The organism is Sulfitobacter sp. R18_1, from assembly GCF_017743915.1.
Lineage (GTDB): Bacteria > Pseudomonadota > Alphaproteobacteria > Rhodobacterales > Rhodobacteraceae > Sulfitobacter > Sulfitobacter faviae.
In genome coordinates, this window is record NZ_JAGHRG010000011.1 from 174904 (window position 1) to 199501 (window position 24598).

General features: G+C 63.9%; 25 protein-coding genes. 7 read left to right on the plus strand and 18 right to left on the minus strand.

Annotation, left to right across the window (positions count from 1 at the left end; genetic code table 11):
- Positions 1 to 5: 5 nt before the first annotated feature.
- The 5 genes from ptsP to J7392_RS20025 form a co-directional block, all read right to left on the minus strand.
- The gene (ptsP, locus tag J7392_RS20005) at positions 6 to 2249 is read right to left on the minus strand and encodes a phosphoenolpyruvate--protein phosphotransferase (RefSeq protein ID WP_067263814.1); all 2244 of its coding nucleotides are present in this window, start codon (positions 2247 to 2249) and stop codon (positions 6 to 8) included.
- 161 nt (positions 2250 to 2410) lie between these two features.
- On the minus strand, positions 2411 to 3649 hold the full coding sequence (locus J7392_RS20010) for an aspartate kinase (RefSeq protein ID WP_209219097.1): 1239 nt from the start codon (positions 3647 to 3649) through the stop codon (positions 2411 to 2413).
- Positions 3650 to 3736: 87 nt separating this feature from the next.
- Positions 3737 to 4381 (minus strand): SDR family oxidoreductase, encoded by a 645-nt coding sequence (locus tag J7392_RS20015; RefSeq protein ID WP_209219098.1) that lies wholly within the window; start codon positions 4379 to 4381, stop codon positions 3737 to 3739.
- A gap of 26 nt (positions 4382 to 4407) precedes the next feature.
- On the minus strand, positions 4408 to 4875 hold the full coding sequence (locus J7392_RS20020; protein ID WP_209219099.1) for a DUF1178 family protein: 468 nt from the start codon (positions 4873 to 4875) through the stop codon (positions 4408 to 4410).
- Positions 4876 to 4969: 94 nt separating this feature from the next.
- Complete coding sequence (locus J7392_RS20025; protein ID WP_067267814.1) at positions 4970 to 5437, minus strand: NUDIX hydrolase; 468 nt, start codon at positions 5435 to 5437, stop codon at positions 4970 to 4972.
- 110 nt (positions 5438 to 5547) lie between these two features.
- On the opposite strand from J7392_RS20025, the gene modA reads away from it, so the two are divergent.
- From modA to modC, 3 genes are read left to right on the plus strand one after another with little or no spacing between them, the layout of a single operon-like run.
- Positions 5548 to 6285, plus strand: a complete 738-nt coding sequence (gene modA, locus J7392_RS20030) for a molybdate ABC transporter substrate-binding protein (protein ID WP_209219100.1) — start codon at positions 5548 to 5550, stop codon at positions 6283 to 6285.
- Positions 6275 to 6967 (plus strand): molybdate ABC transporter permease subunit, encoded by a 693-nt coding sequence (gene modB, locus J7392_RS20035; RefSeq protein ID WP_209219101.1) that lies wholly within the window; start codon positions 6275 to 6277, stop codon positions 6965 to 6967. The genes modA and modB overlap by 11 nt, the downstream gene beginning before the upstream one ends.
- Positions 6964 to 8052 (plus strand): molybdenum ABC transporter ATP-binding protein, encoded by a 1089-nt coding sequence (modC, locus tag J7392_RS20040; RefSeq protein ID WP_209219126.1) that lies wholly within the window; start codon positions 6964 to 6966, stop codon positions 8050 to 8052. The genes modB and modC overlap by 4 nt, the downstream gene beginning before the upstream one ends.
- Here the strand turns inward: modC and J7392_RS20045 are convergent, their stop codons facing one another.
- Entirely contained in the window at positions 8053 to 8820 is a 768-nt protein-coding gene (locus J7392_RS20045; RefSeq protein WP_209219102.1) for an EcsC family protein, read from the minus strand.
- Between the two features lie 51 nt (positions 8821 to 8871).
- Positions 8872 to 9351: an N-acetyltransferase gene (locus J7392_RS20050; protein WP_209219127.1), complete on the minus strand. Its 480-nt coding sequence runs from the start codon at positions 9349 to 9351 to the stop codon at positions 8872 to 8874.
- A 105-nt stretch (positions 9352 to 9456) separates the two neighbouring features.
- Between J7392_RS20050 and J7392_RS20055 the strand changes: the two genes are divergently transcribed.
- Complete coding sequence (locus tag J7392_RS20055) at positions 9457 to 10062, plus strand: flavin reductase family protein (protein ID WP_067267806.1); 606 nt, start codon at positions 9457 to 9459, stop codon at positions 10060 to 10062.
- A 241-nt stretch (positions 10063 to 10303) separates the two neighbouring features.
- Here the strand turns inward: J7392_RS20055 and J7392_RS20060 are convergent, their stop codons facing one another.
- Complete coding sequence (locus J7392_RS20060; RefSeq protein WP_209219103.1) at positions 10304 to 11935, minus strand: SulP family inorganic anion transporter; 1632 nt, start codon at positions 11933 to 11935, stop codon at positions 10304 to 10306.
- Between the two features lie 266 nt (positions 11936 to 12201).
- On the opposite strand from J7392_RS20060, the gene J7392_RS20065 reads away from it, so the two are divergent.
- Positions 12202 to 13074: an S-methyl-5'-thioadenosine phosphorylase gene (locus tag J7392_RS20065; protein ID WP_209219104.1), complete on the plus strand. Its 873-nt coding sequence runs from the start codon at positions 12202 to 12204 to the stop codon at positions 13072 to 13074.
- Positions 13075 to 13241: 167 nt separating this feature from the next.
- Positions 13242 to 13772: an adenine phosphoribosyltransferase gene (locus J7392_RS20070; protein ID WP_067267801.1), complete on the plus strand. Its 531-nt coding sequence runs from the start codon at positions 13242 to 13244 to the stop codon at positions 13770 to 13772.
- Here J7392_RS20070 and J7392_RS20075 read toward each other — a convergent pair.
- The 10 genes from J7392_RS20075 to coxB all read right to left on the minus strand — a co-directional run bounded on the left by J7392_RS20075 (position 13769) and on the right by coxB (position 22832).
- Positions 13769 to 15184, minus strand: coding sequence for an FAD-binding oxidoreductase (locus tag J7392_RS20075; RefSeq protein WP_209219105.1), 1416 nt, complete (start codon positions 15182 to 15184; stop codon positions 13769 to 13771). The genes J7392_RS20070 and J7392_RS20075 overlap by 4 nt on opposite strands.
- Before the next feature lie 135 nt (positions 15185 to 15319).
- Entirely contained in the window at positions 15320 to 15904 is a 585-nt protein-coding gene (locus J7392_RS20080; protein WP_067267819.1) for a GNAT family protein, read from the minus strand.
- Positions 15901 to 17163, minus strand: coding sequence for a pitrilysin family protein (locus J7392_RS20085; protein ID WP_209219106.1), 1263 nt, complete (start codon positions 17161 to 17163; stop codon positions 15901 to 15903). The genes J7392_RS20080 and J7392_RS20085 overlap by 4 nt, the downstream gene beginning before the upstream one ends.
- Positions 17160 to 18548, minus strand: coding sequence for a threonine synthase (gene thrC / locus J7392_RS20090; RefSeq protein ID WP_209219107.1), 1389 nt, complete (start codon positions 18546 to 18548; stop codon positions 17160 to 17162). Before thrC ends, J7392_RS20085 begins: the two co-directional genes overlap by 4 nt.
- Positions 18549 to 18552: 4 nt before the next feature.
- The gene (locus tag J7392_RS20095) at positions 18553 to 19239 is read right to left on the minus strand and encodes an SURF1 family protein (protein ID WP_209219108.1); all 687 of its coding nucleotides are present in this window, start codon (positions 19237 to 19239) and stop codon (positions 18553 to 18555) included.
- Positions 19240 to 19334: 95 nt separating this feature from the next.
- On the minus strand, positions 19335 to 20141 hold the full coding sequence (locus tag J7392_RS20100) for a cytochrome c oxidase subunit 3 (RefSeq protein WP_209219109.1): 807 nt from the start codon (positions 20139 to 20141) through the stop codon (positions 19335 to 19337).
- A 35-nt stretch (positions 20142 to 20176) separates the two neighbouring features.
- Positions 20177 to 20752, minus strand: coding sequence for a cytochrome c oxidase assembly protein (locus J7392_RS20105; protein WP_209219110.1), 576 nt, complete (start codon positions 20750 to 20752; stop codon positions 20177 to 20179).
- On the minus strand, positions 20752 to 20919 hold the full coding sequence (locus J7392_RS20110) for a cytochrome C oxidase assembly protein (RefSeq protein ID WP_067267789.1): 168 nt from the start codon (positions 20917 to 20919) through the stop codon (positions 20752 to 20754). The genes J7392_RS20105 and J7392_RS20110 overlap by 1 nt, the downstream gene beginning before the upstream one ends.
- The gene (cyoE, locus tag J7392_RS20115) at positions 20919 to 21854 is read right to left on the minus strand and encodes a heme o synthase (protein ID WP_209219111.1); all 936 of its coding nucleotides are present in this window, start codon (positions 21852 to 21854) and stop codon (positions 20919 to 20921) included. Before cyoE ends, J7392_RS20110 begins: the two co-directional genes overlap by 1 nt.
- A gap of 60 nt (positions 21855 to 21914) precedes the next feature.
- Positions 21915 to 22832 carry a cytochrome c oxidase subunit II gene (gene coxB, locus J7392_RS20120; protein WP_209219112.1) on the minus strand — a complete coding sequence of 306 codons (918 nt, stop codon included), beginning with the start codon at positions 22830 to 22832 and terminating at the stop codon, positions 21915 to 21917.
- Between the two features lie 179 nt (positions 22833 to 23011).
- On the opposite strand from coxB, the gene tldD reads away from it, so the two are divergent.
- Positions 23012 to 24433, plus strand: coding sequence for a metalloprotease TldD (tldD, locus tag J7392_RS20125; RefSeq protein WP_209219113.1), 1422 nt, complete (start codon positions 23012 to 23014; stop codon positions 24431 to 24433).
- The last annotated feature ends 165 nt before the right edge of the window (positions 24434 to 24598 follow it).

Here is a 24598-nt window from a genome sequence, read left to right on the forward strand (position 1 = left end):
AGCGCTTAGTGCTGGTGCTGCTGGCGGACGTAGTCCATCACCGCGCCCCTGACCGACATCTCGCCCTGCTCTCGTGCGGCATGGATGACCGCGCGCACGTCGTCGAGATTGCAACGCCGCAGCAGGCTTTTGACCGGCCCGATCGATGCCGGGCGCATCGACAGGGTCTTGAGCCCGATGGCCGCGAAACACAGCGCCTCGACCGGGCGGCCCGCATCCTCCCCGCAGAAAGACAGCGCAGTATCTGTTTCGGCGCAGCGTTCTACGATGCCCTCAAGGAAGGTCAGGAAAGAGACGTTCAGCGTGTCATAGCGCCGCCGCACCCGCTCATTCTCGCGGTCGGCGGCGAAGAAGAACTGCTTCAGATCATTGCCCCCGATCGACAGGAACTCGACCTCTTCAAAGAACTTCTTCGGCGCAAAGGCGAGGCTGGGGGTCTCCAACATGGCGCCGACCTCCAGCTTTTCGGGCAGGACATGGCCCAGAATACGCTCACGCTCCATCGCCTTGTCGACCTCGGCGCGGGCGGCGCGGAATTCCTCGAACTGGGCGATAAAGGGGAACATCACTGCTAGCGGGCGGCCCGCGGCGGCACGGATCAGGGCCTGCAACTGCATCCGCATGACACCGGGCTTGTCCAGCCCCACCCGGATCGCGCGCCAGCCCAAGGCCGGGTTCGGCTCATCATGGGGCTTCATATAGGGCAGCACCTTGTCCGACCCGATGTCGAGCGTGCGAAAGACCACGCGGCGGCCATGGGCGGCGTCGAGCACGCGGGCATAAAGCGCGGCAAGCTCGGTCCGGCGGGGCATCTGGTTGCGCACCAGAAACTGCAATTCGGTGCGGAAGAGCCCAACCCCTTCGGCCCCCGACCCTTCGAGCGAGGGCAGATCGGCCATCAGACCTGCGTTCATCTGTAGGCTGATGATCCGCCCGCATTTCGTCTCAGCCGGTTTATCGCGGATCGAAGCATAGCGTTCCTGCGCCGCCGCCTGCATCGCGATCTTGTCGCGAAAGGCCGTGGCCACGGTATCGTCCGGGCGCAGATGCACCACGCCCTGCTCACCATCGACCATGATGTGATCACCGTTCAGCGCGTCATTGGTCACGCGGCTGGCATGGACGATCAGCGGAATCGCCAGCGCCCGCGCGACGACAGCGGCGTGCGAGCCGACCGAGCCGCCCTCTAACACAATGCCACGCAGCGACCGCCCGTAATCCAGCAGTTCCGCCGGGCCGATGTTGCGCGCCACGAGGATCGGATCGACCGGCATCTCGGCCCCGGTATCGCTGCCCTGCCCCGTCAGATTGCGCAGCAAGCGGTTCGACAGATCATCCAGATCCGACAACCGCTCGCGCAGGTAGGCATCATTGACCTGCCCCAGACGGGCGCGGGCCATAGACTGCTCTTTCTCGACCGCGGCCTCAGCACTCAGCCCGCTTTGAATATCCTCCACCATGCGCCGCATCCAGCCTTTGGAATTGGCGAACATGCGGTAGGCTTCGAGCACCTTCTGCTGCTCTTTGTCGGCGGTAAGGCTTAACAATTGGTCAACGCTGAGCCGCAATTGCTCGACCGCTTCGGTCAGCCGCTCCGTCTCACGTTCCGGATCGTCGGCAATGGGGTTAGAGACCACCACCCGCGGCTCATGCAGCCAGACGTGCCCCTCGGCCACGCCCTCCTGCCCCACGGTGCCGCGCAGCAGCACCGGCTGGCTATGCCGGGCCGACATCGCAGCCCCCTCGCCGACAAAGGCGCCAAGCTCGGCCATTTCGGCCAGCACCATCGCCACGACCTCAAGCGCATAGACCTCATCGGCGGAGAACTCCCGCGCGACCTTGGACTGTACTACCAGCACGCCCAGCGTCTCACCCAGACGTTGCACCGGCACCCCGAGGAAGGAGGAATAAATCTCCTCCCCCGTCTCGGGCATGAAGCGGAAACCGGCGGCTTGGGGCGCATCGGGCGTGTTGATGACCGTGCGCCTTTTGGCGACCCGACCGACCAGACCTTCGCCCAGTTTCATGCGCGTTTCATGCACCGCCGCTTCGTTCAGCCCTTCGGTGGCGCAAAGCTCAAGCGTGTCTTCGTCGCGGAACAGATAGATCGAGCAGACTTCGCAGCCCATGGAATTGGCGATCAACTGGGTGATCTTATCCAGCCGCGCTTGGCCCGCCACATCGCTGGCCATCGCATCACGCAGCCGCCCCAGCAGCTTGCGGCTTTCTGTCTCAACCCGTTCGGCCATATGATCCGGTCCCTGTCCCTCTGGAGCAGGGTTTAGCGCACTCGCGCAAGGATAGAAATGCTATTCGCGCCATACCCTACATCCTCGGCCAGCATATCGGCGGGATGCTGCAGATTTACGCAAGGGGTCACCTTGCGCAAAACCCGTGTCATCGCAGATGTTTAGGCCGCTTTATCAAGCTCGAAAGCGTCGTGCAGAGCTTGCACGGCCAATTCCATATACTTGCGGTCGATCAACACGCTGATCTTGATCTCGGAGGTGGTGATCACCTTGATGTTGATCCCCTCGTCCGAGAGCACCTTGAACATCTTGGCGGCCACGCCAGTGTGGCTGCGCATGCCGATCCCCACCACGGAAACCTTGGCCACGGCCTTGTCGGCGATCAACTCCTGATAGTTAATGATCCCCTCTTCATGGGCCTTTTCCATCGCCTTTTCAGCGCGGATCACCTGATCGACGGGGCAGGACCACGTCATATCGGTGCGCCCCTCTTCCGAGATGTTCTGAACGATCATATCGACGTTCACGCCGCCCTCGCTGAGCGCGGTAAAGATCGTCGCGGCGATGCCGGGGCGGTCCGCCACGGACACCAAGGTCATCTTTGCCTCATCACGGGAAAACGCGACCCCGGCCACCACATTGCTTTCCATGATTTCCTCCTCATCGCAGACGAGCGTCCCGGCGTCGTCAGATTGTTCTTCGAAACTGCTCAGCACCCGCAGTTTAACCTTGTAGCGCATCGCCAGTTCGACCGAACGGGTCTGCAAAACCTTCGCCCCGAGAGAGGCCAGTTCCAGCATCTCTTCAAAGGAAATCTTGTCAAGTTTGCGGGCCTTGGATTCGACCCGCGGGTCGGTCGTGTAGACGCCGTCCACGTCGGTATAGATATCGCAACGCTCCGCGCCAAAGGCGGCGGCAAAGGCCACGGCGGTCGTGTCAGACCCGCCCCGGCCCAGCGTGGTGATCCGGCCCTGCGGGCTGATGCCCTGAAAACCTGCGACCACGGCCACCTTCATGCCTTCGCCGAACTTGGCGGTGATGTTGTCTGTGGGGATCTCTTCGATCCGGGCGGCGGAATGGGCATCGGTGGTGCGCACCGGCACCTGCCAGCCCTGCCAAGACCGCGCGGGCACGTCCATTTCCTGCAAAGTGAGCGCCATCAGCCCGGCGGTGACATTCTCCCCGCTCGACACGATGGCGTCATATTCGCGCGCATCATAGAGCGGCGAGGTCTCATTGACGAAACCCACCAGCTTGTTCGTCTCGCCCGACATGGCAGATACGATGACGATCACGTCATAGCCCTTGGCCACCTCGACGCCGACGCGCTTTGCCGCGCGGCGGATACGGTCCAAAGTGGCAACCGAAGTCCCACCGAATTTCATAACCAGAACAGGCATATTGTCCCCCGCGCAACAGTCCAGCGCGGTCTAAGCCCACGGCACGGCAAGGGCAAGCCTATTTAACATGACGTTATGTAGCGCCGCCTAGAACGGATGCGCGCGGCCATCCCAAGTCTCGAAACAACCCGTCTGGGCGATGTCCAGCGCGGCGATCCGCCCGGCGAGGCCTTGCGCCGAGTCTTCAACGCTGATCTCGCCCTGATCGCCACCCATATCGGTGCGCACCCAGCCGGGGTGGTAAATGCCCACCGCGATGCCCTCGGGCTTCAGGTCCACCGCCAGATTGCGCCCCAGATTGATCGCCGCCGCTTTGGAGGCGCGGTAGATATAGCTGCCCCCCGGCGCCCGCGTCTGCGAGCCCATCTGCGAGGCAATGATCGCGATTTTCGCCCCCTGCGCCGCCCGCAGGTTGGGCAGCAGGGATTGCACGGTGAGGAAAACCCCGGTCACATTGGTCGCAAAGCTCTGCGCCCAGAGGTCGGGGCCAAAGCCGGTATCCAAGTCATCGCCCTTGTCGAGATACACACCCGCATTGCAGATCAGCAGGTCCAGCGGACGGTCTTGCAGGCTTGCGGCGAAGGACGCGTGGCTTGCCGGGTCGGTCACGTCCAGCACGGCCTGCGCGCCTGCGCCGCGTGCGGTGCCGATCACCTCTTCGCCCGCGTCTTTATACTGGCGGGCCAGCGCCGCGCCGATGCCGCGGCTGGCGCCTGTGATAACGATGGTCATGGGCGATCCTTTATGAAAATGGGCCTTTAGGAAAGTTGGCGTTTGGGTTTGAACGGCAGCGGCATCAAGGGCACGCCCTCCGCCACCAAGGCCCGCGCCTGATCCAGCCGCGCCTCGCCATAGATCGGGCGTTCGGGGGTCCGCCCCGCATGCATGTCCCGCGCCTCGCGCACGAAATTCTTGCCGACGCAATCGGAGGTGGATTCGACCTTTTTGCGCAGGGCCGTCAGTGCCTTTTCCACATCACTTGCCGGATTGGACAGGGCCGGAGCCGGTGTCTCGGCAGGTTGCGGTTTTTCTGCCGCTTCCGGCGCAGCCGGAGCGCTGCCGCCCGAGGTGACCCGCGGGGCCATCAGCGATTTGCTCACCTCCGTCGAGCCGCAGACCGCGCAGCTCAGATGGCCCGCACGGGCGAGGCTGTCAAAGGCTGCCGCGGATTGGAACCAACTTTCGAAACCATGCCCGGCCTCGCATTTCAGTGCATAACGGATCATTCGCCCGGTCCTCAAACTCTCTGCTTTAAATGGGCTGCAGCGCGAAAGAGGTCAAGACAAGCGCGGGCGCGGCGCACATCGAAACGCCGCGCGGTCAGCCCGCCAAACCACCGCTGCGCGGATCGAAATCACGGATCAGCCGCGCCAGATCGGGGGCTTCCACCAGCCGCGCGGCCTTGCGACGCGAACACCACATCCGCTTGCGCTGTCCCTTCTCGGGGAAGTGTTTGGCCAGCGCCTTGACCTTTACCGGGTAGAGCATCGCCAGACAGGGCAAGGTCCCATCCGCGCCGGTTTTGGCATAGCTATAGACGCCCAGACATTGCCCCCGCGCCTGCCCCACGACGCCGCCTTCCTCCCAAGCCTCGACCAAGGCCGAGGCGGCGGGGGTCTTGCCCTCCATCGGCCAGCCCTTGGGAATGATCCAACGTTTGCTCCCGCGCGAAGTGATCAGCAGGATCTGCAACTTGCCCCGTTTACGACGCCAGCAGAGCGCCGCGAATTGAATGCGCAGCTCATCCTTCTGTCCGCCGTTCAAGGATATCGGAGCCTGTTTCACCATCCGTTGCAGCCGCGCCCCTTGGCAGGTTGTTTCCCCTTGACCCTAGCGCGGCGATCCCCGTCTGGCCATATCCCCTTGCCCCCTTTCATCGCATCAAAGATACTACCAAAATGATAAGATTTTCCGCTCTTCTGACAGTGCTTTGCAGCCTTGCCCTGCCCCTTCGGGCCGAGGCGCCCGTGACGGTCTTTGCCGCCGCCAGCCTGCGCGGCGCCTTGGAGGAGGTCACGGCGGATTTCCCCGCGCCGGTGGTGCTGTCTTACGGCGGGTCGGGCACGATGGCACGGCAAGTCGCCTCCGGAGCGCCCGCCGATGTGGTCTTGCTGGCCAATAGCGACTGGATGACATGGCTCGCGGACAAAGGCGTGGAGGGGGCAGAGACTGCGCAGATCATCGCCCGCAACCGGCTCGTGCTGATTGCCCCCGCCGACAGCGCCCCACTTGCCGATCCCGCCGAGCTGTCCGCCCGGCTTGGCGCGGAGGGGCGGCTTGCCATGGGACAACGCGACGCCGTTCCCGCAGGCAGCTATGCCCGTGCATGGCTCACCCATGCGGGGCTTTGGCAACGGCTGCAAAGCCGCTTGGCCGAGACCGACAATGTCCGCGCCGCACTGGCCTTGGTCGCGCGAGGCGATGCGCCGCTTGGCGTGGTCTATGCCAGCGACGCGAAGGCCGAGCCAGAGGTGCAAACCGTCTATGAGGTGCCCGCCGAGGCCCATGCCCCGATCACCTATCCCGCAGCGGCGTTGACGCCTGAGGGCAAGGCGCTGGTCGATTTCCTGACCACCGAGGCGGCGCAGGCGATCCTTGTGGACCACGGGTTCCTTCGGGCCGATCATGGATCTTGACGCCGCCGCTTGGGCCGCGCTGTTGCTGTCGCTGCGGGTGGCCAGCGTGGCGATGCTCTGCTCCCTGCCGCTGGCGCTTTGGGTGGCGTGGATCCTCGCCCGGAAGGAGTTTCGCGGCAAAGGCGTGGTAAGCGCGCTGGTCCATCTGCCGCTGGTGTTGCCGCCGGTGGTGACGGGGTACCTGCTGCTGCTCGGCTTTGGCCGCAACGCCCCTTTGGGCCGCCTGTTAGAGAGCCTCGGCATCGGTCTTGCCTTTCATTGGACGGGCGCGGTGCTGGCCGCGCTGATCATGGGGTTCCCGCTGATGGTTCGCGCCATGCGGCTGGCGATCGAGGCGGTCGACCCCCGGATCGAAGACGCCGCCGCCACCTTGGGCGCGCCGCGCCTGAGCGTATTTTGCCGCGTCACCCTGCCGCTGATCTTTCCCGGCATCCTCGCTGGGGCGGTGATGGGCTTTGCCAAGGCGATGGGTGAATTCGGCGCCACGATCACCTTTGTCGCCAATATCCCCGGCCAGACCCAAACCCTGCCAAGCGCGATCTGGACGGCATTGCAGGTGCCCGGCGGTGAGAATCGTGCGCTGGCCATGGCCGGGCTGGCCGGGTTTGTGGCGCTGGCCGCCGTGCTGCTCTCCGAAGCCTTGGCACGGCGGGTCGCGAAACGCATTTCGGGGGCGCGCTGATGCTTGAGGTCACGCTGCGCCATGGGTTCGACGGCTTCGATCTAGATCTGTCTTTCACCACCCAAGGCGGGATTACCGCGCTCTTTGGCCGCTCCGGCGCAGGCAAGACGACGGTGATCAATGCGCTTGCCGGATTGCTGCGCCCCGATGTCGGGCGCGTGGTGCTGGACGGTGAGGTGCTTTTGGATACGCAGCGCGGCATCTGGGTGCCGCCGCATCGCCGCAGGCTGGGCTATGTCTTTCAAGACGCGCGGCTTTTTCCCCATTTGGACGTGCGCGGCAACCTAACCTTCGGCGCGCGCTATGCGCCCCGCGGCAGCCAAGGCGCGGGTTTTGCCGATGTCGTGGCGCTTCTGGGGCTTGAGCCCCTGCTCGACCGTGCCCCGGCAACGCTTTCGGGCGGGGAGAAACAGCGCGTCGCCCTTGGCCGGGCGCTGCTGTGCCATCCGCGCATGTTGCTGATGGACGAACCGCTGGCCAGCCTCGATGGGCCGCGCAAGCAAGAGATTCTGCCCTATCTCGAACGGCTGCGCGACGGGGTGTTGGGCCTGCCGATCCTCTACGTCAGCCATGCGGTGGACGAGATCGCCCGCCTCGCCGATCGCTTGGTGCTGCTGCAGAACGGGCGGCTGAAGGCTCAAGGCGCGCTATTCGACGTGATGGCCGACCCGGCAGCCGTGCCGCTGCTGGGCGTGCGCGAAGCGGGCGCGGTGCTGGAGGCCGATGTCATCGCCCATGCCGAGGATGGGCTTTCGACCCTCGCCGTGCGGGCGGGGCAGTTGGAGCTTCCCGGCGTGCAAGCGCCGGTGGGCGCGCGGGTGCGGCTGCGGGTCTTGGCGCAGGATGTGATCCTGTCGCGCGCGCGGCCCGAGGGGCTGTCTTCGGTCAACATCCTGCCCGTGCGGGTCGAGGCCGTGCATCCCGGCGACGGACCGGGTGCGGCCATCGCACTCGACGCAGGCGGAGACCGCCTTTTGGCGCGGGTGACGGCGCGGGCGGTCCGCGACCTTGATCTGCGCGCGGGCATGGGCTGCTATGCCATCCTCAAAGCCACCACCGTGGCCCCGGGCAACATCGGGCGCTGATCACAGTTTGGGCGGCGTACTGCCCATTTTCTTGCGTAGGCGGGCGACCAGTTCCTCTTGCGGGATATCCGCCTCTATCGCCAGTTTGCGCAGGCCGAAATGCACATGGGCCATGTCTTGGTAATAGCTGGTATAGGCATAGTTCGTCGCAGCCCCAGCCACAGCGCCCAGCACCGGCACCGCCTGCGCGGCAAGCTTTTGCCCCAGCACCAGCGCCAGACGCGGGGCCACCCGGGCAATCACCGCATTCATCGCGCGGCCCGTGAGCGCCATGCGCACTGTGAGAAACCCCAGATCGGCGCTATCGTCATCTGCCAGCGGCCCGGCGGCGGTAAAGACATGCACGCAGTCGAATTGCACATTCTCCGCCGAGGGATCGAACCCATGTTCAGCCGCCACCCCTTGGATGACCCGCAACAGCAGCGTGGTGGTCACCGGCAGTTCGGCCAAGGCGGTCGGCAGCCCCCCGGCCCCGCCTGCGGCGCCCATCGCGGTCGAGACGGCTTGGTTCAGCCAGCCCTGTTGGTCTTTCACATAGCTGCGGCTGGAATGGGCGGCCTGCATGGCATGGCCTAGCGCCTTCATCGTCGCCCCTTCGAGGTTGCGGCGCACCGCCCCCGGCAGACGGTCGATCAACCCATCCGCGCTGCCGCCGATGAGGTTGAGCACATGGATGCCCACGCCACCCGCCTGTTTATACCGGCGGGCGATCTCATCCAGCCGGGCATCGACATCAATGGTGCTGGGCAGGTTGCTTTCGATCTGCATGGGCGTCCCTCTTTGAGCTTAGGCTCAATGTGGGTCGCGAGCGGGGTAAAATCAATCGTGCCAGCGGCGAACCTTGCCTGTCACCCCGGCCCAAGCCCCCTCGGTCAAGGCGCGGCCCAAGATGCGCGCGGGGTTCGTGGGCGGCGGCATCTCGACCCCTTGCAACAGGGCAAAGCCGAAGCGGTTGTAGTAGGGCGCGTCGCCCACCAGCATCACCCGCTCCCAGCCCAGCGGGGCCGCCTGCGCAAGCGAGGTTTCGATCAGCCCCGCGCCCAGCCCTTCGCCCTGCCTTGTCGGGTGTACCGCTACCGGCCCCAGCAAAAGCGCCTTCGCCGCGCCGATGCGCACGGGCCAATAGCGGATCGCCCCGGCCAGAATCCCACCGCTGTCGCGCGCCACATGGTTCAGCCCCGCGACCGGCGGCACGCCATCGCGCAGACGGTAAGACGACAGCGCCTCGCGCCCCGGCGCGAAACAGGTGTCATAGAGCGCTTCAACCTCCCAATGGTCGGCGGGCACCTCCGGGGTCATCTTGTAGGGCGTCTGATGCAAGGCCGGAGGCTTTCGGGAGCAATTGCGGGTGGCGCTGGACGTAGCATGAGGCTAGCCATGGGTGCAAACCATCAAGGAGTGTACATGTTCTATCGTCCCGAAGACGGCCATGGTCTGCCGCATAACCCTTTCAACGCCATCATTAGCCCCCGCCCCATCGGCTGGATTTCCACGCGCGATGGCGCGGGTCGAGACAACCTCGCGCCCTATTCCTTTTTCAACGCCGTCGCCTATGTGCCGCCGCAGGTGATGTTCGCCTCGACCAGCGCCAAGGAAGACGTGGACGGCACCAAGGATTCCGTGGCCAACATCCGGGAGACCGGGGTGTTCTGCGTGAACGTGGTGGAATATGCGGCGCGCGACGTGATGAACGTGAGTTCTGCCATGCTGCCTCATGGCGAGGATGAATTCGCCCGCGCCGGGATCGACAAGGCCGAATGCGAGCAGATCGCCTGCGCGCGGGTGGCGAATGCGCCCGCGAGCCTTGAGTGTAAGCTGACGCAGATCGTGCAACTGCCGGGCGAGGCGAATTTCGCGGTTTTCGGTGAGGTCGTGGGCGTGCATATGCGCGACGATTGCGTGGTTGACGGGCGGTTCGACGTGACCCGTTTCCAGCCGCTGTCGCGTTTGGGGTACCGCGATTACACGGTGGTGCGGGATGTGTTCGAGTTGAAGCGGCCTGATGATTGATGAGGGGCATCGCCTTCCCGCGGGTCGGCGATCTGACGACGCCAACTGCCACTTTATGTTTCAGCTGTGATGTGTGCTCGCAAGGTTGCGCCCAGCCTCACCAAATCGCCTACCCGGGGGGCGGGTAGGCGATGGCCCGGCGCCTTTGGCTTGTCCCGGGCCGGGTGGCAAACTTGACCGAGAAGTAGCTAACTAAGAAGGCTACAAAAAACCCGGCACCTTTCGGCGCCGGGTTTTCCATTCAGTGCCCGCCCAGAACCCCGGTGCGCACATCGTAATCAACCGCCAATTCGTAATCAGGGTCGTCATCGCTATCGACCATCAAATGCCCCGCCTTGTTCAGCAGACGGTGACAATCCCGGCTGAGGTGGCGCAGTTGCAGACGTTTGCCCGCGGCCTCGTATTTCGCGGCCATCGCTTCGATCGCCTGTAGGGCGGATTGATCCACCACCCGGCTGTCGGCGAAATCGACGATTACGACCTCGGGGTCGTTCTCCACGTCGAAAAGCTCGGCAAAGCCATCGGAAGAGCCGAAGAACAGCGGCCCGTGAATCTCATAGACCTTGGCGCCCTTCTCGGTCACCGATTCCCGCGTGGTCGCGTGGATGCGCCGGGCGTTGTTCCACGCATAGGCCAATGCCGAGACGATCACGCCGACGACCACCGCCACGGCGAGGTCTTCCATCACAGTCACCACGGTCACCAGAATGATGACGAAAGCGTCCATCAGCGGCACTTTGCGCAGGATGGTGAGCGAGTTCCACGCGAAGGTGCCGATCACCACCATGAACATCACGCCCACCAGAGCGGCCAGCGGAATAAGCTCGATCACCGAGGAGCCGACGAGGATGAAGAGCAACAAGAACACCGCCGCCGCGATCCCCGCGACACGGGTGCGACCGCCGGATTTCACGTTGATCATCGACTGACCGATCATCGCACAGCCGCCCATGCCGCCGAAGAAACCGGTGACCGTATTGGCCACACCTTGCGCGATACATTCTTGGCTCGCGCCGCCGCGCTCGCCGGTGAGATCCCCGACGAGGTTCAGGGTCAGCAGGCTTTCAATCAGACCGATGGCCGCGAGGATGACGGCGTAAGGCAGGATGATCTCAAAGGTCTCCCAAGTCAGCGGCACCATGGGGATATGCAAACTCGGCAAGCCACCTTGGATCGACGCCAAGTCACCCACCCGCGGCACGTCAAGGCCGAAACCGATCACCACGGCGGCAATCACGCCGATGCCCGCTAGCGGCGCGGGGATGACCTTGGTGATGCGCGGGGTGATCCAGATGATCGCCATGGTCGCCGCCACCAGCGCCAGCATGAGGTAGAGCGGCTGGCCTGAAAGCCATTCGCCACCGCCCATGCCGTGGCCGGTATCGACCATGGTGCCGGGCACTTTGAACTGGCTCATCTGGGCAAGGAAAATCACGATGGCAAGTCCGTTGACAAAGCCCAGCATCACCGGGTGCGGCACCAGACGGATGAACTTGCCCCACTGCATGACCCCTGCGAAGATCTGCAAAAGCCCCATCAGCACCACGGTGGCAAAGAGGTATTCAACCCCATGCTGCGCCACCAAGGCGACCATGACCACCGCCAGTGCGCCTGTGGCGCCCGAGATCATACCCGGCCGACCACCGATCAGCGCGGTGATGAGACCAACGAGGAAGGCAGCATAAAGCCCGACCAGCGGGTGCACCCCGGCGACGAAGGCGAAGGCCACCGCCTCGGGCACCAGCGCCAGCGCCACGGTCAGCCCCGACAGCAGTTCGATCCGCAGCCGCCCGATGGAAAAACCGTCATCCGGCATCCAACGCAGATCGGTCACATCGAGGTTCTTGGCGAAATTGTGCAGCGTGGCGCGCATGGGGGCGTCCTTTGACTTTCGGAAAACGGGTATAGCGCCCTGACCGCGGATGCGGGGCGCTTTTGGCTGCACCTAGAGGAATTTCGCCGCAAAGAAAAGCGTCTTGGCGATTGGGCCACGGGAGTTGCTGCAATGGAGAAACACTTTCGCCCCCTTGCCTGACGCAGTCGTGTCTTGCCTCTCGGCAAAAACACTTGATCCCCGTGGCATTCTATGAGGTTCTTTGACCCTTACCCGCAACCATCCAAGGCACAGGCTTACCCCTCATGACAGATACGAAAATCGCCGTGATCGGCGGCTCCGGCATTTACGACATCGACGGGCTTCAGGATGCCGATTGGGTCACCGTGGAGACGCCATGGGGCGCGCCCTCGGATCAAGTGCTGACCGGCACGCTGGATGGGGTCGCCATGGTCTTTCTGCCGCGCCATGGCCGCGGGCATGTGCATACGCCGACCTCCGTCCCCTACCGCGCGAATATCGACGCGCTCAAACGGCTCGGCTGCACGGATGTGATCAGCGTCTCAGCCTGCGGGTCGTTCCGCGAGGAGATGGCCCCGGGCGACTTCGTGATCGTCGACCAATTCATCGACCGCACCATGGCGCGCGAAAAGAGCTTCTTCGGCCCCGGCTGCGTGACCCATGTCTCGGTCGCCCATCCCACCTGTCCGCGCTTGGGGGACGCCTGCGAGACCGCAGCACGAGACGCGGGCATCAACGTGCACCGGGGCGGCACCTATCTGGCGATGGAGGGGCCGCAGTTCTCGACGCTCGCGGAATCCAAAATGTACCGCGACAGCTGGGGGGCGGATGTGATCGGCATGACCAATATGCCCGAGGCGAAACTCGCCCGCGAAGCCGAGCTTTGCTATGCCAGTGTCGCGATGATCACCGATTACGACAGCTGGCACCCGGACCACGGCGAGGTGGATGTGACGCAGATCATCGCCACGCTGATGGGCAACGCCGACAAGGGCCGCGCCATGGTCTCGCGCCTGCCCGCGCTTTTGGGTGCCGAGCGCGCGCCCTGCCCGCATGGTTGTGACCGGGCGCTGGAATTTGCGATCCTGACCCAGCCGGATGCGCGGGATCCGGAATTGCTGGCCAAGCTGGATGCGGTGGCGGGGCGGATGCTATGACCGCAGGCGGCGGCTTTGCTTGGCTGAGTGCGGAAGGTATTTAAGAAAGGATGAAGGGAGGGGGGTGGCGCCTCTTCTTGGATGTTGTGCGGCGGGCGCAGATGGGGGGTTCGCCCGGGCGGCGCGTTGCGCTAAGACGGGTCCGGTCAAACACGCGGAAGGGCGGCATGAAACAGGTTCAGGACTATATTCGCACGATCGTAGATTTCCCCCATGAGGGGATCATGTTTCGTGACGTGACAACGCTTTTTGCCGATCCGCGCGGGTTTCGCATGGCGATCGACCAGATGCTGCACCCCTATGCGGGGATTGCGATTGATAAGGTCGTGGGGCTGGAGGCGCGCGGTTTCATTCTTGGCGGGGCGATTGCGCATCAGCTGAGCGTGGGTTTCGTGCCGATCCGCAAGAAGGGCAAGCTACCCGGCACGGTGATCAGTCAGGACTATCAGCTTGAATATGGCGAGGCCATTGTCGAGCTGCATGACGATGCGATCAAACCGGGCGAGAAGGTTCTGGTTGTGGATGATCTTTTGGCCACCGGCGGCACGGCGGAGGCCGGGATCAAACTGATTGAGCGTTTGGGGGGCGAGATCGTTTCCTGCGCCTTTATCATCGATCTGCCGGAACTGGGCGGGCGCAAGCGTTTGGAAGCGCTTGGCAAAGAGGTGCATGCGCTCTGCGCTTTCGACGGGCTTTAAGCCTTTAGGACGGCGCCGGGGTTCATGATGCCTTGGGGGTCGAGCGCGGTTTTGATGGCGCGCATGGCGGTGAGTTTGGCGGGGTCGCCGTAGCGTTCGAGGTCGTCGACCTTGATGCGGCCCACCCCATGTTCCGCGCTGAACGAGCCGCCGAGGTCGTGGACGAGGTCGTGCACCAGACGTTTCACGGGGCCGCGCTTGTCTTCGTAGTCGGCGCGGCTTTTGCCCCTTGCGGGGAAGACGTTGTAGTGCAGGTTGCCGTCTCCGACATGGCCGAAGCAGTTGATGCGGAAGTCGCCGAGCGCTGAGAGCGCATCGGTGGCGCGGGTGATGAATTCGGGGATCGCGCCGAGGGGCACCGAGATGTCATGGCTGGAGACCGAGCCGATCAGGCGGTTGGCCTCGGGGATGGTTTCGCGGATGGTCCAGAAATCTTGGGCCTGCTGGGCGTTCTGGGCGATGAGTCCATCGGAGACGAGGCCCGCCTCTAGCGCCGCGGCGAAGAGGGCCTCTAGGGCGGCGTCGGTATCGATCTCCCCGGGGGTGCCGATGTCGATCAGGACGCACCATTCCGGGGTTTCGGCGAAGGGTTGGCGGATGTTGGGCAGGGTTTCGTTAAGGAAATCGAAACCTCTTCGGTGCATCAATTCGAAAGCGCTGATCATTTCGCCCAAGTGATCGCGCGCGAGGGAGAGGAGCGCCAATGCGGCACCGGGGCTCTCAACCACCATGAGCGCGGTGCCACTGCGGGCGGGGCGCGCGTAGAGCTTGAGGGCCGCGGCGGTGATCACGCCGAGGGTGCCTTCGGCGCCGATCAGCAGGTTGCGCAGATCGTAGCCGGTGTTGTTTTTGCGCAGGCGGGTCAGGCCGTGCCAGATTTGGCCGTCAGGCAGGACGGCTTCGAGGCCGAGGCAGAGGTCGCGGGCGTTGCCGTAGCGCAGCACGCCGGTGCCGCCTGCATTCGTCGAAAGCGTGCCGCCGATGCGCGCGGTGCCCTCGGCGGCGAGGGACAGGGGGAAGAGGCGGTTTGCCTCTTCGGCGGCGGTTTGAACATCGGCGAGGATCGTGCCTGCTTCGGCGACCAGTACATTCTCTTCGGGCAGGACGGCTCGGATGCGATTCATGCGTTCGAGGGAGAGGATCAGCGGTGCGGGGCCATCGCTGCTGATCTGGCCGCCGACAAGGCCGGTGCCGCCGCCATAGGGCACGACCGGCACGCGGGCGGCATGGGCGGCGCGGATCAGGGTGGCGACCTCCTCGGTGCTGCGCGGCAGGGCCAAGACGCCCCCCTGCCCCGCGTAGCGGCCGCGGGGTTCTTCGAGGTAGCGCTGCTCGGGGTCGCGCAGCACAACGTCTGGCAGTTGCGCGCGCAGGGTGTCGGTGAAGGCGGTGTCGGCGGGGTTCAATGTCATGGGCCTTTGATCCTGCGCGGGGCGCGCGGATGCAAGGGCAAAGCGCCGGACCGGCGGGGAGAATGCGGGGCGTGAGGCAGGGCGATCATGCCCCGGCGATGCTTGTGTTGTCAGCGAAGCGTTTCGCCTTGAGCCTTAGCCTACGTCCGTGCGGCCCCGCCGGTCTTTGCGGAGAGAAGCGTAGAGCACATGGGTCCGCCAGCGGCCATCGATTTGCAGATAGCTCTGCGCGACGCCCTCGTATTTGAAGCCCGCCTTTTCGAGCAGCCCGCGGGAGGCTTGGTTTTCCGGCAGGCAGGCGGCTTCGATGCGCGACAGGTCGAGGCGGGTGAAGGCCTGATGCACCGTCGCTTCGATCGCCTCGCGCATGTAGCCTTGGCGGGCAAAGGGTTCGCCCGTCCAATAGCCCAAGGTGCCGGATTGGGCCGGCCCGCGGCGGATGTTGTCGAGGGTGATCGCACCGACGAGGTTTTGGTCGCTGCGCCGGATCAGGAAGAGCGGCATGGCGTTGCCCGAGGAGACCGAGCGCTGCGCCCAGTAGACACGGTTTGTAAAAGCCTTGCGGGTCAAGTGATCCTCGGCCCATGTCGGCTCCCACGGGCGCAGGTAGTCGTTGCTGGCGCGGCGCAGGGCCGCCCAGGCGCGGAAATCGGCGTGGATCGGCGGGCGCAGGGTCAGCCGTTCCGTTTCAATCCGCAGTTTGCGTCGCCCCAGCATCAGGCGGCGCGTCTGTTGTGAAGGTCGTCCAGCGTCGGGGCGGCATCGACCGGACCGTAGAGCGCGAGAGCCGCAGGGGCTTGCGTGGCCATGCGTTCGGCGAAGTCGCGCACGTCGCCGGTGGTCACCGCGTCAATCTGGGCGACGGTTTCATCCAGCGGCGGCACACGGTCCCAGATCTGGATCAGACGGGCAAGTCGTTCGGCACGGTTTGAGGGGCTTTCCAGCCCCATGAGCAGCCCGGCCTTCATCTGCGCACGGGCGCGGGCGACTTCGGCAGGCGACATGTCAGAGGCGGCACGCTTCATCTCGTCGATGGTGATATTGGCCAGTTCGGGCAGTTGTTCGGCGCTAGTGCCGGCGTAGATTGTGGTCATGCCCGTGTCGGCATAGGCGCCCGCTTGGGCGAAGATCGTATAGCAAAGGCCGCGATTCTCACGAATCTCTTGGAACAGGCGCGAGGACATGCCGCCGCCCAAGGCCGAGGCATAGATCTGGGCGATGTAGATGTCGTCGGAGCGGTACCCGGGGCTCTCAAAGCCAAGCGCGAAATGGGCCTGTTCCAGCTGTTTGACCTGTCGATATTCGCCGCCGCCAAAACGGGCGCTGTCGATCTGGTAGAGCGTCTTGGCGGGCATGTCGCCAAAGAGGCTTTCGGCGAGTTTGACGATTCTGTCGTGGTCCACCGCACCGGCGGCCGAAAGGATCATCTGCTCCGGCCCGTAGTGATCGGCAATGAACCGTTGCAAGTCGTCACGCGAGAAGGCCGAGACCCGCTCGCTTGGCCCAAGGATCGTGCGGCCGATGGGCTGATCCGGGTAGGCTTGCTCTTGCAGCCAGTCGAAAATCACATCGTCGGGCGTGTCGAGCGCTTGGCCGATCTCTTGCAGGATCACGCCGCGTTCGACTTCGACTTCCGAAGGGTCCAGCACCGGATTGCGCAGGATGTCGGCGATCACGTCAAGGCCGAGCGCCACGTCGTTTTCCAGCACGCGGGCGTAATAGGCGGTGACTTCGCGCGAAGTGTAGGCGTTGATATAGCCGCCCACATCCTCAATCGCCTCGGCGATTTGCAGCGAAGAACGGGTCGCGGTGCCTTTGAACGCCATATGTTCGAGGAAATGCGCGATGCCGTTTTGCTGCGGGGTCTCGTGGCGCGCGCCTGCGTTGACCCAGACGCCGATGGCGGAGGAGGCAAGCCCCTCCATATGTTCGGTGACGATGCGAAAGCCGTTGGGCAATGTGGTCCGTTGTAGGCTCACGCGGAGAGGTTTCCTTTGATATGCGCTTTGAGCGCGTCGAGGTCGTTAGGCAGCCGGGTGAAACGTTCTTCCCGGTCGAAAAGGTCCGCCATGCGGGGCGGCAGGCCCGGGCGGATGCCAGTGGCGGCTTCGACCGCGTCGGGGAATTTGGCCGGATGGGCGGTGGCGAGGGTGACCATCGGCGTGGCCGGATCGCGCAGATCATCCGCAACCTTCACGCCCACGGCGGAATGCGGGCAAAGCAGCTCACCCGTGGTCCGGCGACGGTCAGCGATGGTGGCGGTGGTTTCCTCTTCGGAGACGCGGCCCGAGCGGTAGATGTCTTGCAGCGCTTGCATCGCCCCTTGAGAGACGTCGAAACCGCCCTGCCCCAATTCGTCCATCAACTGCGCCACGGCACCGGCGTCGCGGTCATAGGCGTCAAAGAGGGCGCGTTCGAAATTCGAGGAGACCTGAATGTCCATCGAAGGGCTGATTGACGGGGTCACGCTCCCCTTGTGATAGCCCTGGCCCGAGAGGCAGCGGTGCAGGATGTCGTTCTGGTTGGTGGCGACGACGAGATCGGCGATGGGCAGGCCCATGCGCTTGGCGATATAGCCCGCGAAAATGTCGCCGAAATTGCCGGTCGGCACAGTGAAGCTGATCTCACGCAGGGGCGCGCCGAGGCTGGTGGCGGCGGTGAAGTAATAGACCACCTGCGCCAGCACCCGGCCCCAGTTGATCGAGTTCACGCCCGCCAGCCGCACGGTATCGCGGAAGTCGAAATCGTTGAACATGTCCTTAAGGCGCGCTTGGCAATCGTCAAAATCGCCGTCGATGGCCAGCGCGTGCACGTTGGTTTCCGCAGGCGTGGTCATCTGGCGGCGCTGCACGTCAGACACGCGGCCATGGGGGTAGAGGATGAAGACGTCGACATTGTCGAGCCCCTTGAAGGCTTCGATCGCGGCGGAGCCGGTGTCACCCGAGGTGGCGCCCACGATGGTCACCCGCTCGCCCTTGCGGCCCAAGGCGGCTTGGAACATCTGGCCGATAAGCTGCATGGCGAAATCTTTGAACGCCAGTGTCGGCCCGTGGAACAGCTCAAGCAGGAAGTGGTTCGGGGCGAGTTGCACCATGGGCGCACGGGCGGCATGGCCGAAGCCCTCATAGGCGCGGGCGATGATGGCGCGGAATTCTTCGTCGGTGAAAGTGTCACCGATGAAGGGGCGCATGACGGTGAAGGCCACCTCTTCGTAGCTTTGGCCCTGCATGGCCGCGATCTGTTCCGCGCTCAGCGTCGGGATCGTTTCGGGGACGTAGAGGCCGCCGTCACGGGCAAGGCCGGTCAGCATCGCCTCTTCGAAGGACAGAACAGGGGCGGAGCCACGGGTAGAGATATAGCGCATAGGGTCAGTCGACTTTCGGCGTTGCAGGGGCGCGGCGGCGGCGCAGGAAAAGGACGGTCATCGCCAGCCAGATGGCGGCGAGGGAAAACCAGGTGATTGCATATTGCAAGTGATCGTTGGGGATGCGGGCGGTATCGACAGGCAGCGGGGTGATCTTTGGGTCCGGCCCGGCGCCTTCGCGCATGACGATCAAAAGCGGTTCGGTGTCGAGGGTTTTGGCCATGACCTCAACATCGCGGGCGAACCAGATGTTGCGATCCATGTCGGCCTCGGGCGTGAAACTGTCGACCTCCTGAGGCCATTGCAGATTGCCGGTCAGGGTGGCGGTGCCTGCGGGGGCGATGGCGTCTTTGTTCGATGTGGCGGTAAAGCCGAGGTCGATGAGCACGCGCCGCCCGCTTTCAAGCGCCATAGGCGCGATGACGCGGTAGCCCGCCCCTTTCTGCTTTTGGCTGACCAGCACATGCAGCGCCTGCGCCCCGATCTCTCCGCTGACGGTGACGGGCAGATAGGCGTCGACTTCCGGGTCAGGGTCGGCGGGCAAGGCGACGGGCGCGGCGGCGATGCGGTTGTTGATGTCGGCGATGATCGCCTCTTTCCACGCCAGCCGCTGCACCTGCCAGACCCCGAGTGCGACGAGGATGGCTGCCCCGCCAAGGCCGACGATGATGAAGAACAGGCTGCGCCGCATTCGAATCTCTCTGGCTGAAACGACAAACGCGCGAAGAGGGCTTCGCGCGTTTGGGTTTTACGGGTGTGGGGCGCGGATGCAACCCCGCCCTATGTTCAGGGCTGGCCCCACATGTAGACGGCGAAGAAGAGGAACAGCCAGACCACGTCGACGAAGTGCCAGTACCACGCGGCCGCCTCGAAGCCGACATGGCGTTCGGGGGTGAAGTGGCCGCGCATGGCGCGCAGCAGGCAGACGAAGAGGAAGATCGTGCCGATGATCACGTGGAAACCGTGGAAGCCGGTCGCCATGAAGAAGCTGGAGAAATACATGTCGCCGCCGAATGTCCAATCGTCATGGACCAGCAGTTCGTAGTATTCGTAAGCCTGCAACGCGGTGAAAAGCACGCCGAGGATCACCGCGATGGTCAGGCCCGAGACCAGGTCTTTGCGGTTGTTCTCATGGGCCAGCGCGTGGTGCGCCCATGTCACGGCGCAGCCCGACAGCAGCAGGACCAGCGTGTTGATCAGCGGCAGGTGGAAAGCGTCAACCGCGTGAATCTCGGGCTGGACGTATTCCGTGCCGACATATTCATACATCGGGTAAAGGGCCTGTTTGAAGAAGGACCAGAACCACGCGACGAAGAACATCACTTCGGACATGATGAAAAGGATGAAGCCATAGCGCAGGCCGATCCGCACCACACCGGTGTGATCGCCCACTTCGCTTTCCGAGACGACTTCGGCCCACCAGCCAAACATGACGTAGAGGGTGGCGACCAGACCGCCCAAGAAGACGAAGGGCGTCATCCCGTGCATCCACATGACGGCGCCCGCCAGCATGACAAATCCGCCTACCGACCCCAGCAGCGGCCAGGTCGAGGGGGGGAGAATATGGTAGTCGTGGTTTTTTGCATGGGCCATGGTTGCGGGTCCCTCACCTTTGTTCAATCAGGTCGTTAATTGGTTGTTGTGGCGCTGTCCTGATCAAGGGCGGCATAGCCCTCGGGCAGGTCAATTTCGTAGAATGTATAGGACAGAGTGATGGTATGTACAAACTTCCCATCACGGTCTTCGACCATTTCCGGGTCGACGAAGAAGCTCACCGGCATCTGCACGCGCTCGCCCGGGGCCAGCACTTGTTCGGTAAAGCAAAAGCAGTCGATCTTCTCGAAGAAAGCCCCGGCGGTATAGGGGGTGACGTTATAGCTCGCCTGCCCCGCCACCGGTTTGTCGGTCGGATTGTACGCCTCGTAGAAGGCCAGGCCGGTCTCGCCGATGCGGACTTCCATTTCGCGCACCACGGGTTTGAACTCCCACGGCATGCCGTCATTCAGGGAGCCGTCGAACCGCACCTTGACTGTCTGATCCAGCACATCGGCGCTGGCGGCAGAGACCTGCCCCGGCGTGCCGCCAAAGCCGGTGACCCGGCAGAACCAGTCGTAAAACGGCACCGACGCCCAGGCGAGCCCGCCCATGAGCACCACCACGCCGACGGTTTGCATCACTGTTTTCTGAGGACCTGAAAGCGCCATTACTGTGTCACCTCGCGTTGCTCCGGGGGGAGTTCGAAATCGGTCTGGGTGATCTTGACGTAGGTCAGCGCCATGATCAGCACCACAAAGGCGCCCAGCATCAGGCCCACGCCGATGTTGCGGCCACGGCGGCGGTCGTGCAGCTCATGCTCTGGTCGGATGCCCATTACCAGCCTCCCAAGCCAAAGGTGCGCAGGGCCGCTTCGCCCAGGATCGCGCCGAAGTGCAAGAAGAGATAGGCCAGCGACAGGCGGAAGAACTTGCGCTCTTCGGCATAGTCGTCACCCTCGGCCATGACCTCATCCCGCTTCCAGATGCGGTAGGCGCCCAAGAGGAAGGCCGCGTTCAGCACCAGCGCCACGGCGAAATAGAAGATACCGCCGATGGCCGTGAAGGCCGTGCCAATGGCCAGAGCGGCCAGAAGGACGGTGTAGACGAGGATATGCAGCCGCGTGGCCGGGCGGCCATGGGTCACGGTCAGCATCGGCACCTTGGCGTCGTCGTAGTCCGAGCGCATGAAGAGCGCCAGCGCCCAGAAATGCGGCGGTGTCCACATGAAGATCAGCGCGAACATCAGCCATGCCTCGACCGAGAAGCTGCCCGTGGCGGCGACCCAGCCGATCACCGGCGGGAAGGCCCCCGCGGCACCGCCGATGACGATGTTCTGCGGCGTCAGACGCTTGAGCCACATGGTATAGAAAACGGCGTAGAAAAGGATGGTGAAAAGCAGCATCCCGCCCGCCAGCAGGTTGGTTGCCAGCGCCAGCATCATCACCGACAGGCCCGAGAGCGCCACGCCAAGCGTCAGCGCCTCACCGGGTTGGACCCGGCCCGAGGGGATCGGGCGCCCGCGCGTGCGGCGCATCACCGCGTCGATATCGGCATCCCACCACATATTCAGCGCGCCCGAGGCACCGCCGCCGATGGCGATGAACAAGATCGCGCAAAAGCCGATGACGGGATTGACCGAAACCGGCGCGGCCAACAGCCCTACGAAGGCCGTGAAAACGACCAGCGACATGACGCGCGGCTTCAGCAGGGCGAAGTAATCCCCCAGCTGCGCGTCGTATTCACTTGTTGGCGTATTGGTGATGTCAGTCATCCCGAACCTTCCAAGGGTAAACACGGGGCACGGGCCTGCGCCCTGCCCCGTGGAACTGGCTTACTTAGAGGCGACGGTCAGCGGCTGTTCGATGCCAGCATATTCCGCCTTGGCGTTGCCAAGCCATTCCGCATAGGCCTCTTCCGAAACCACTTTGACGGTGATCGGCATATAGGCGTGGGCCTGACCGCAAAGCTCGGAACACTGGCCGAAGTAGACGCCTTCCTGCTCGGCAGTGAACCACAGTTCGGCCAGACGGCCCGGCACGCCATCCTGTTTCACGCCGAAGGCGGGGATGGTCCAAGAGTGGATCACGTCGCTGGCGGTGACCTGCACGACGATGGTCTTGCCCACGGGGATCACCACGGATGTGTCGGTGGCCAGCAGGAAGTCGTCGCGGCTATAGCCTTCGTCTTCGAGCTTGGCGACCATCGCGTCATTCAGCACGAACGGTGTTACGTCCTCATCGCCATCGCCCAGCGTCGCCGGAGCGCCGATCATGTAGCTGTCAAAGGCGATCTCTTCGTCGACATATTCATAGGTCCAGTACCACTGGTTGCCGATCGCCTTGATCGTGATGTCCGCCTCGGGGATTTCCTGCTGGCGGAACAGGATCGGCAGCGAATAGGCACCGATCAGCACGAGGATGAGAATCGGCCCGATGGTCCAAGCGATCTCGATCGGGGTGTGGTGGGTGAAGGACGAGGGGTTCGGGTTCCGCTTTTTGTTGTAGCGGATCATGACCCAGATGATCAGGCCGGTCACGAAGACGGTGATCGCCGCGATGATCACCAGAATCAGGTGATCCAAATCATGGATATCCCGCGCCAATTCGGTAACGGCGGGTTGAAAGCCTGTCTCGCCGTCAACAGGTCTGCCGATGACATCAAGCCCGTCAATGCGCAGGCTGTCCTGTGCCAATGCAGGCAGGGCGGCAAGGCTGGTCATAAGACCGGAAAGGGGGAGTAGATGTTTCATATGTCGTCCTGATCTTGTGACCATTAAGAAGCCGATAAGCACCCCAAACCGCTGCTGCGATCCGGTGCCGTTGTAATCCTGGGTGCTTACAATCATATTCTGCCTACAAGATAAAGTCACATGCTTGCGTCATAGAGCCGCGCGAGACAGTTTTGTGACAGCAAGCAAGGATACCCCCGATGAGCCGCGCGCATTTCACCCCCTTCGAGGCCGATCTGGACCGAGAAACCGCTCTGAGCGTGCTGCGCGAGGCCGTGGCCGGCGCCGATGACGGCGAATTATTCCTCGAACGGCGGCGCTCTGAGGCGCTGGTTTTCGACGACGGACGCCTCAAAACCGCCAGCTATGATGCCGCCGAGGGCTTTGGCCTGCGCGCCGTGCGCGGTGAGGTGGCAGGCTACGCCCATTCGACCGAACTGAGCGAGGCCGCCCTGCGCCGCGCGGCGGAAACGGCGCGGCTGGCGGTGGGCGATGGCGGCGGCACATGGGCGGATGCGCCTCAGGCCAGCAACACGCGTCTCTATACGGACGAAGACCCGATCGCGGGCCACGCCTTTCCGGTCAAGGTCGATACCCTGCGCGAGATCGACGCCTATGCCCGCAGCCTCGATTCCCGCGTGGTACAGGTGAGCGCCACGATTGCCGCCAGCATCCAAGAGGTCGAGATTCTCCGCCCCGAGGGGCATTCGGTGCGTGACGTGCGCCCGATGACGCGGGTCAATGTCTCGGTCATTGTCGAGCAGGATGGCCGCCGCGAGAGCGGCGGTGTCGGCGGCGGCGGGCGGATCGGGCTCGACGGTATGCTCGCCCCCGAAGACTGGCAGGCCAAAGTCCGCGAAGCCCTGCGCATCGCCTGCGTGAATCTTGAAGCCGTCCCTGCGCCCGCGGGCGTGATGGACGTGGTGCTTGGCCCCGGCTGGCCCGGAATTCTGCTGCACGAAGCCATCGGCCACGGGCTTGAGGGCGATTTCAACCGAAAGGGCTCCAGCGCCTTCGCCGGGCTGATGGGCCAACAGATCGCAGCCAAGGGCGTGACCGTGCTGGATGACGGCACGATCCCCGACCGGCGCGGCTCAATCTCAGTCGATGACGAAGGCACCCCCTCGGCGCGCAATGTGCTGATCGAAGATGGTGTGCTGGTCGGCTATATGCAGGACCGTCAGAACGGGCGGCTGATGGGCAGCGCCTCAACAGGCAACGGGCGGCGGCAGTCCTATGCGCATATCCCGATGCCGCGCATGACCAACACCTATATGCTGGGCGGCGAGGCGGCACCCGGCGATATCGTGGCTGATCTCAATGATGGGATCTATGCCGTGGGTTTCGGCGGCGGTCAGGTCGATATCACCAATGGTAAATTCGTCTTCTCCTGCACCGAGGCCTACCGCGTGCAGAACGGCAAGATCGGCGCGCCGGTCAAAGGCGCGACCCTAATCGGCGATGGGGCCACGGCCTTGCAAAAGATCCGCGCCATCGGCAACGACCCGACGCTCGACCCCGGCATGGGCAACTGTGGCAAACAGGGGCAGTGGGTGCCGGTGGGTGTGGGCCAGCCCACTCTGATGATCGGCGGGCTGACCGTCGGCGGGGCTGCGACCTGACGGTGGCACGCTGGGGTTGAATCAAATACGCGGGGAAATCTTCATAGGTTGTTAAGCACTAAATCCTATACCTGATTCTGCAACGGACGGAGTTTCGGGATGACTGACAAGGACCTACATCCTTCTTCCACTCACCCCCCACTCCTGTCTCTTATACACATCTCC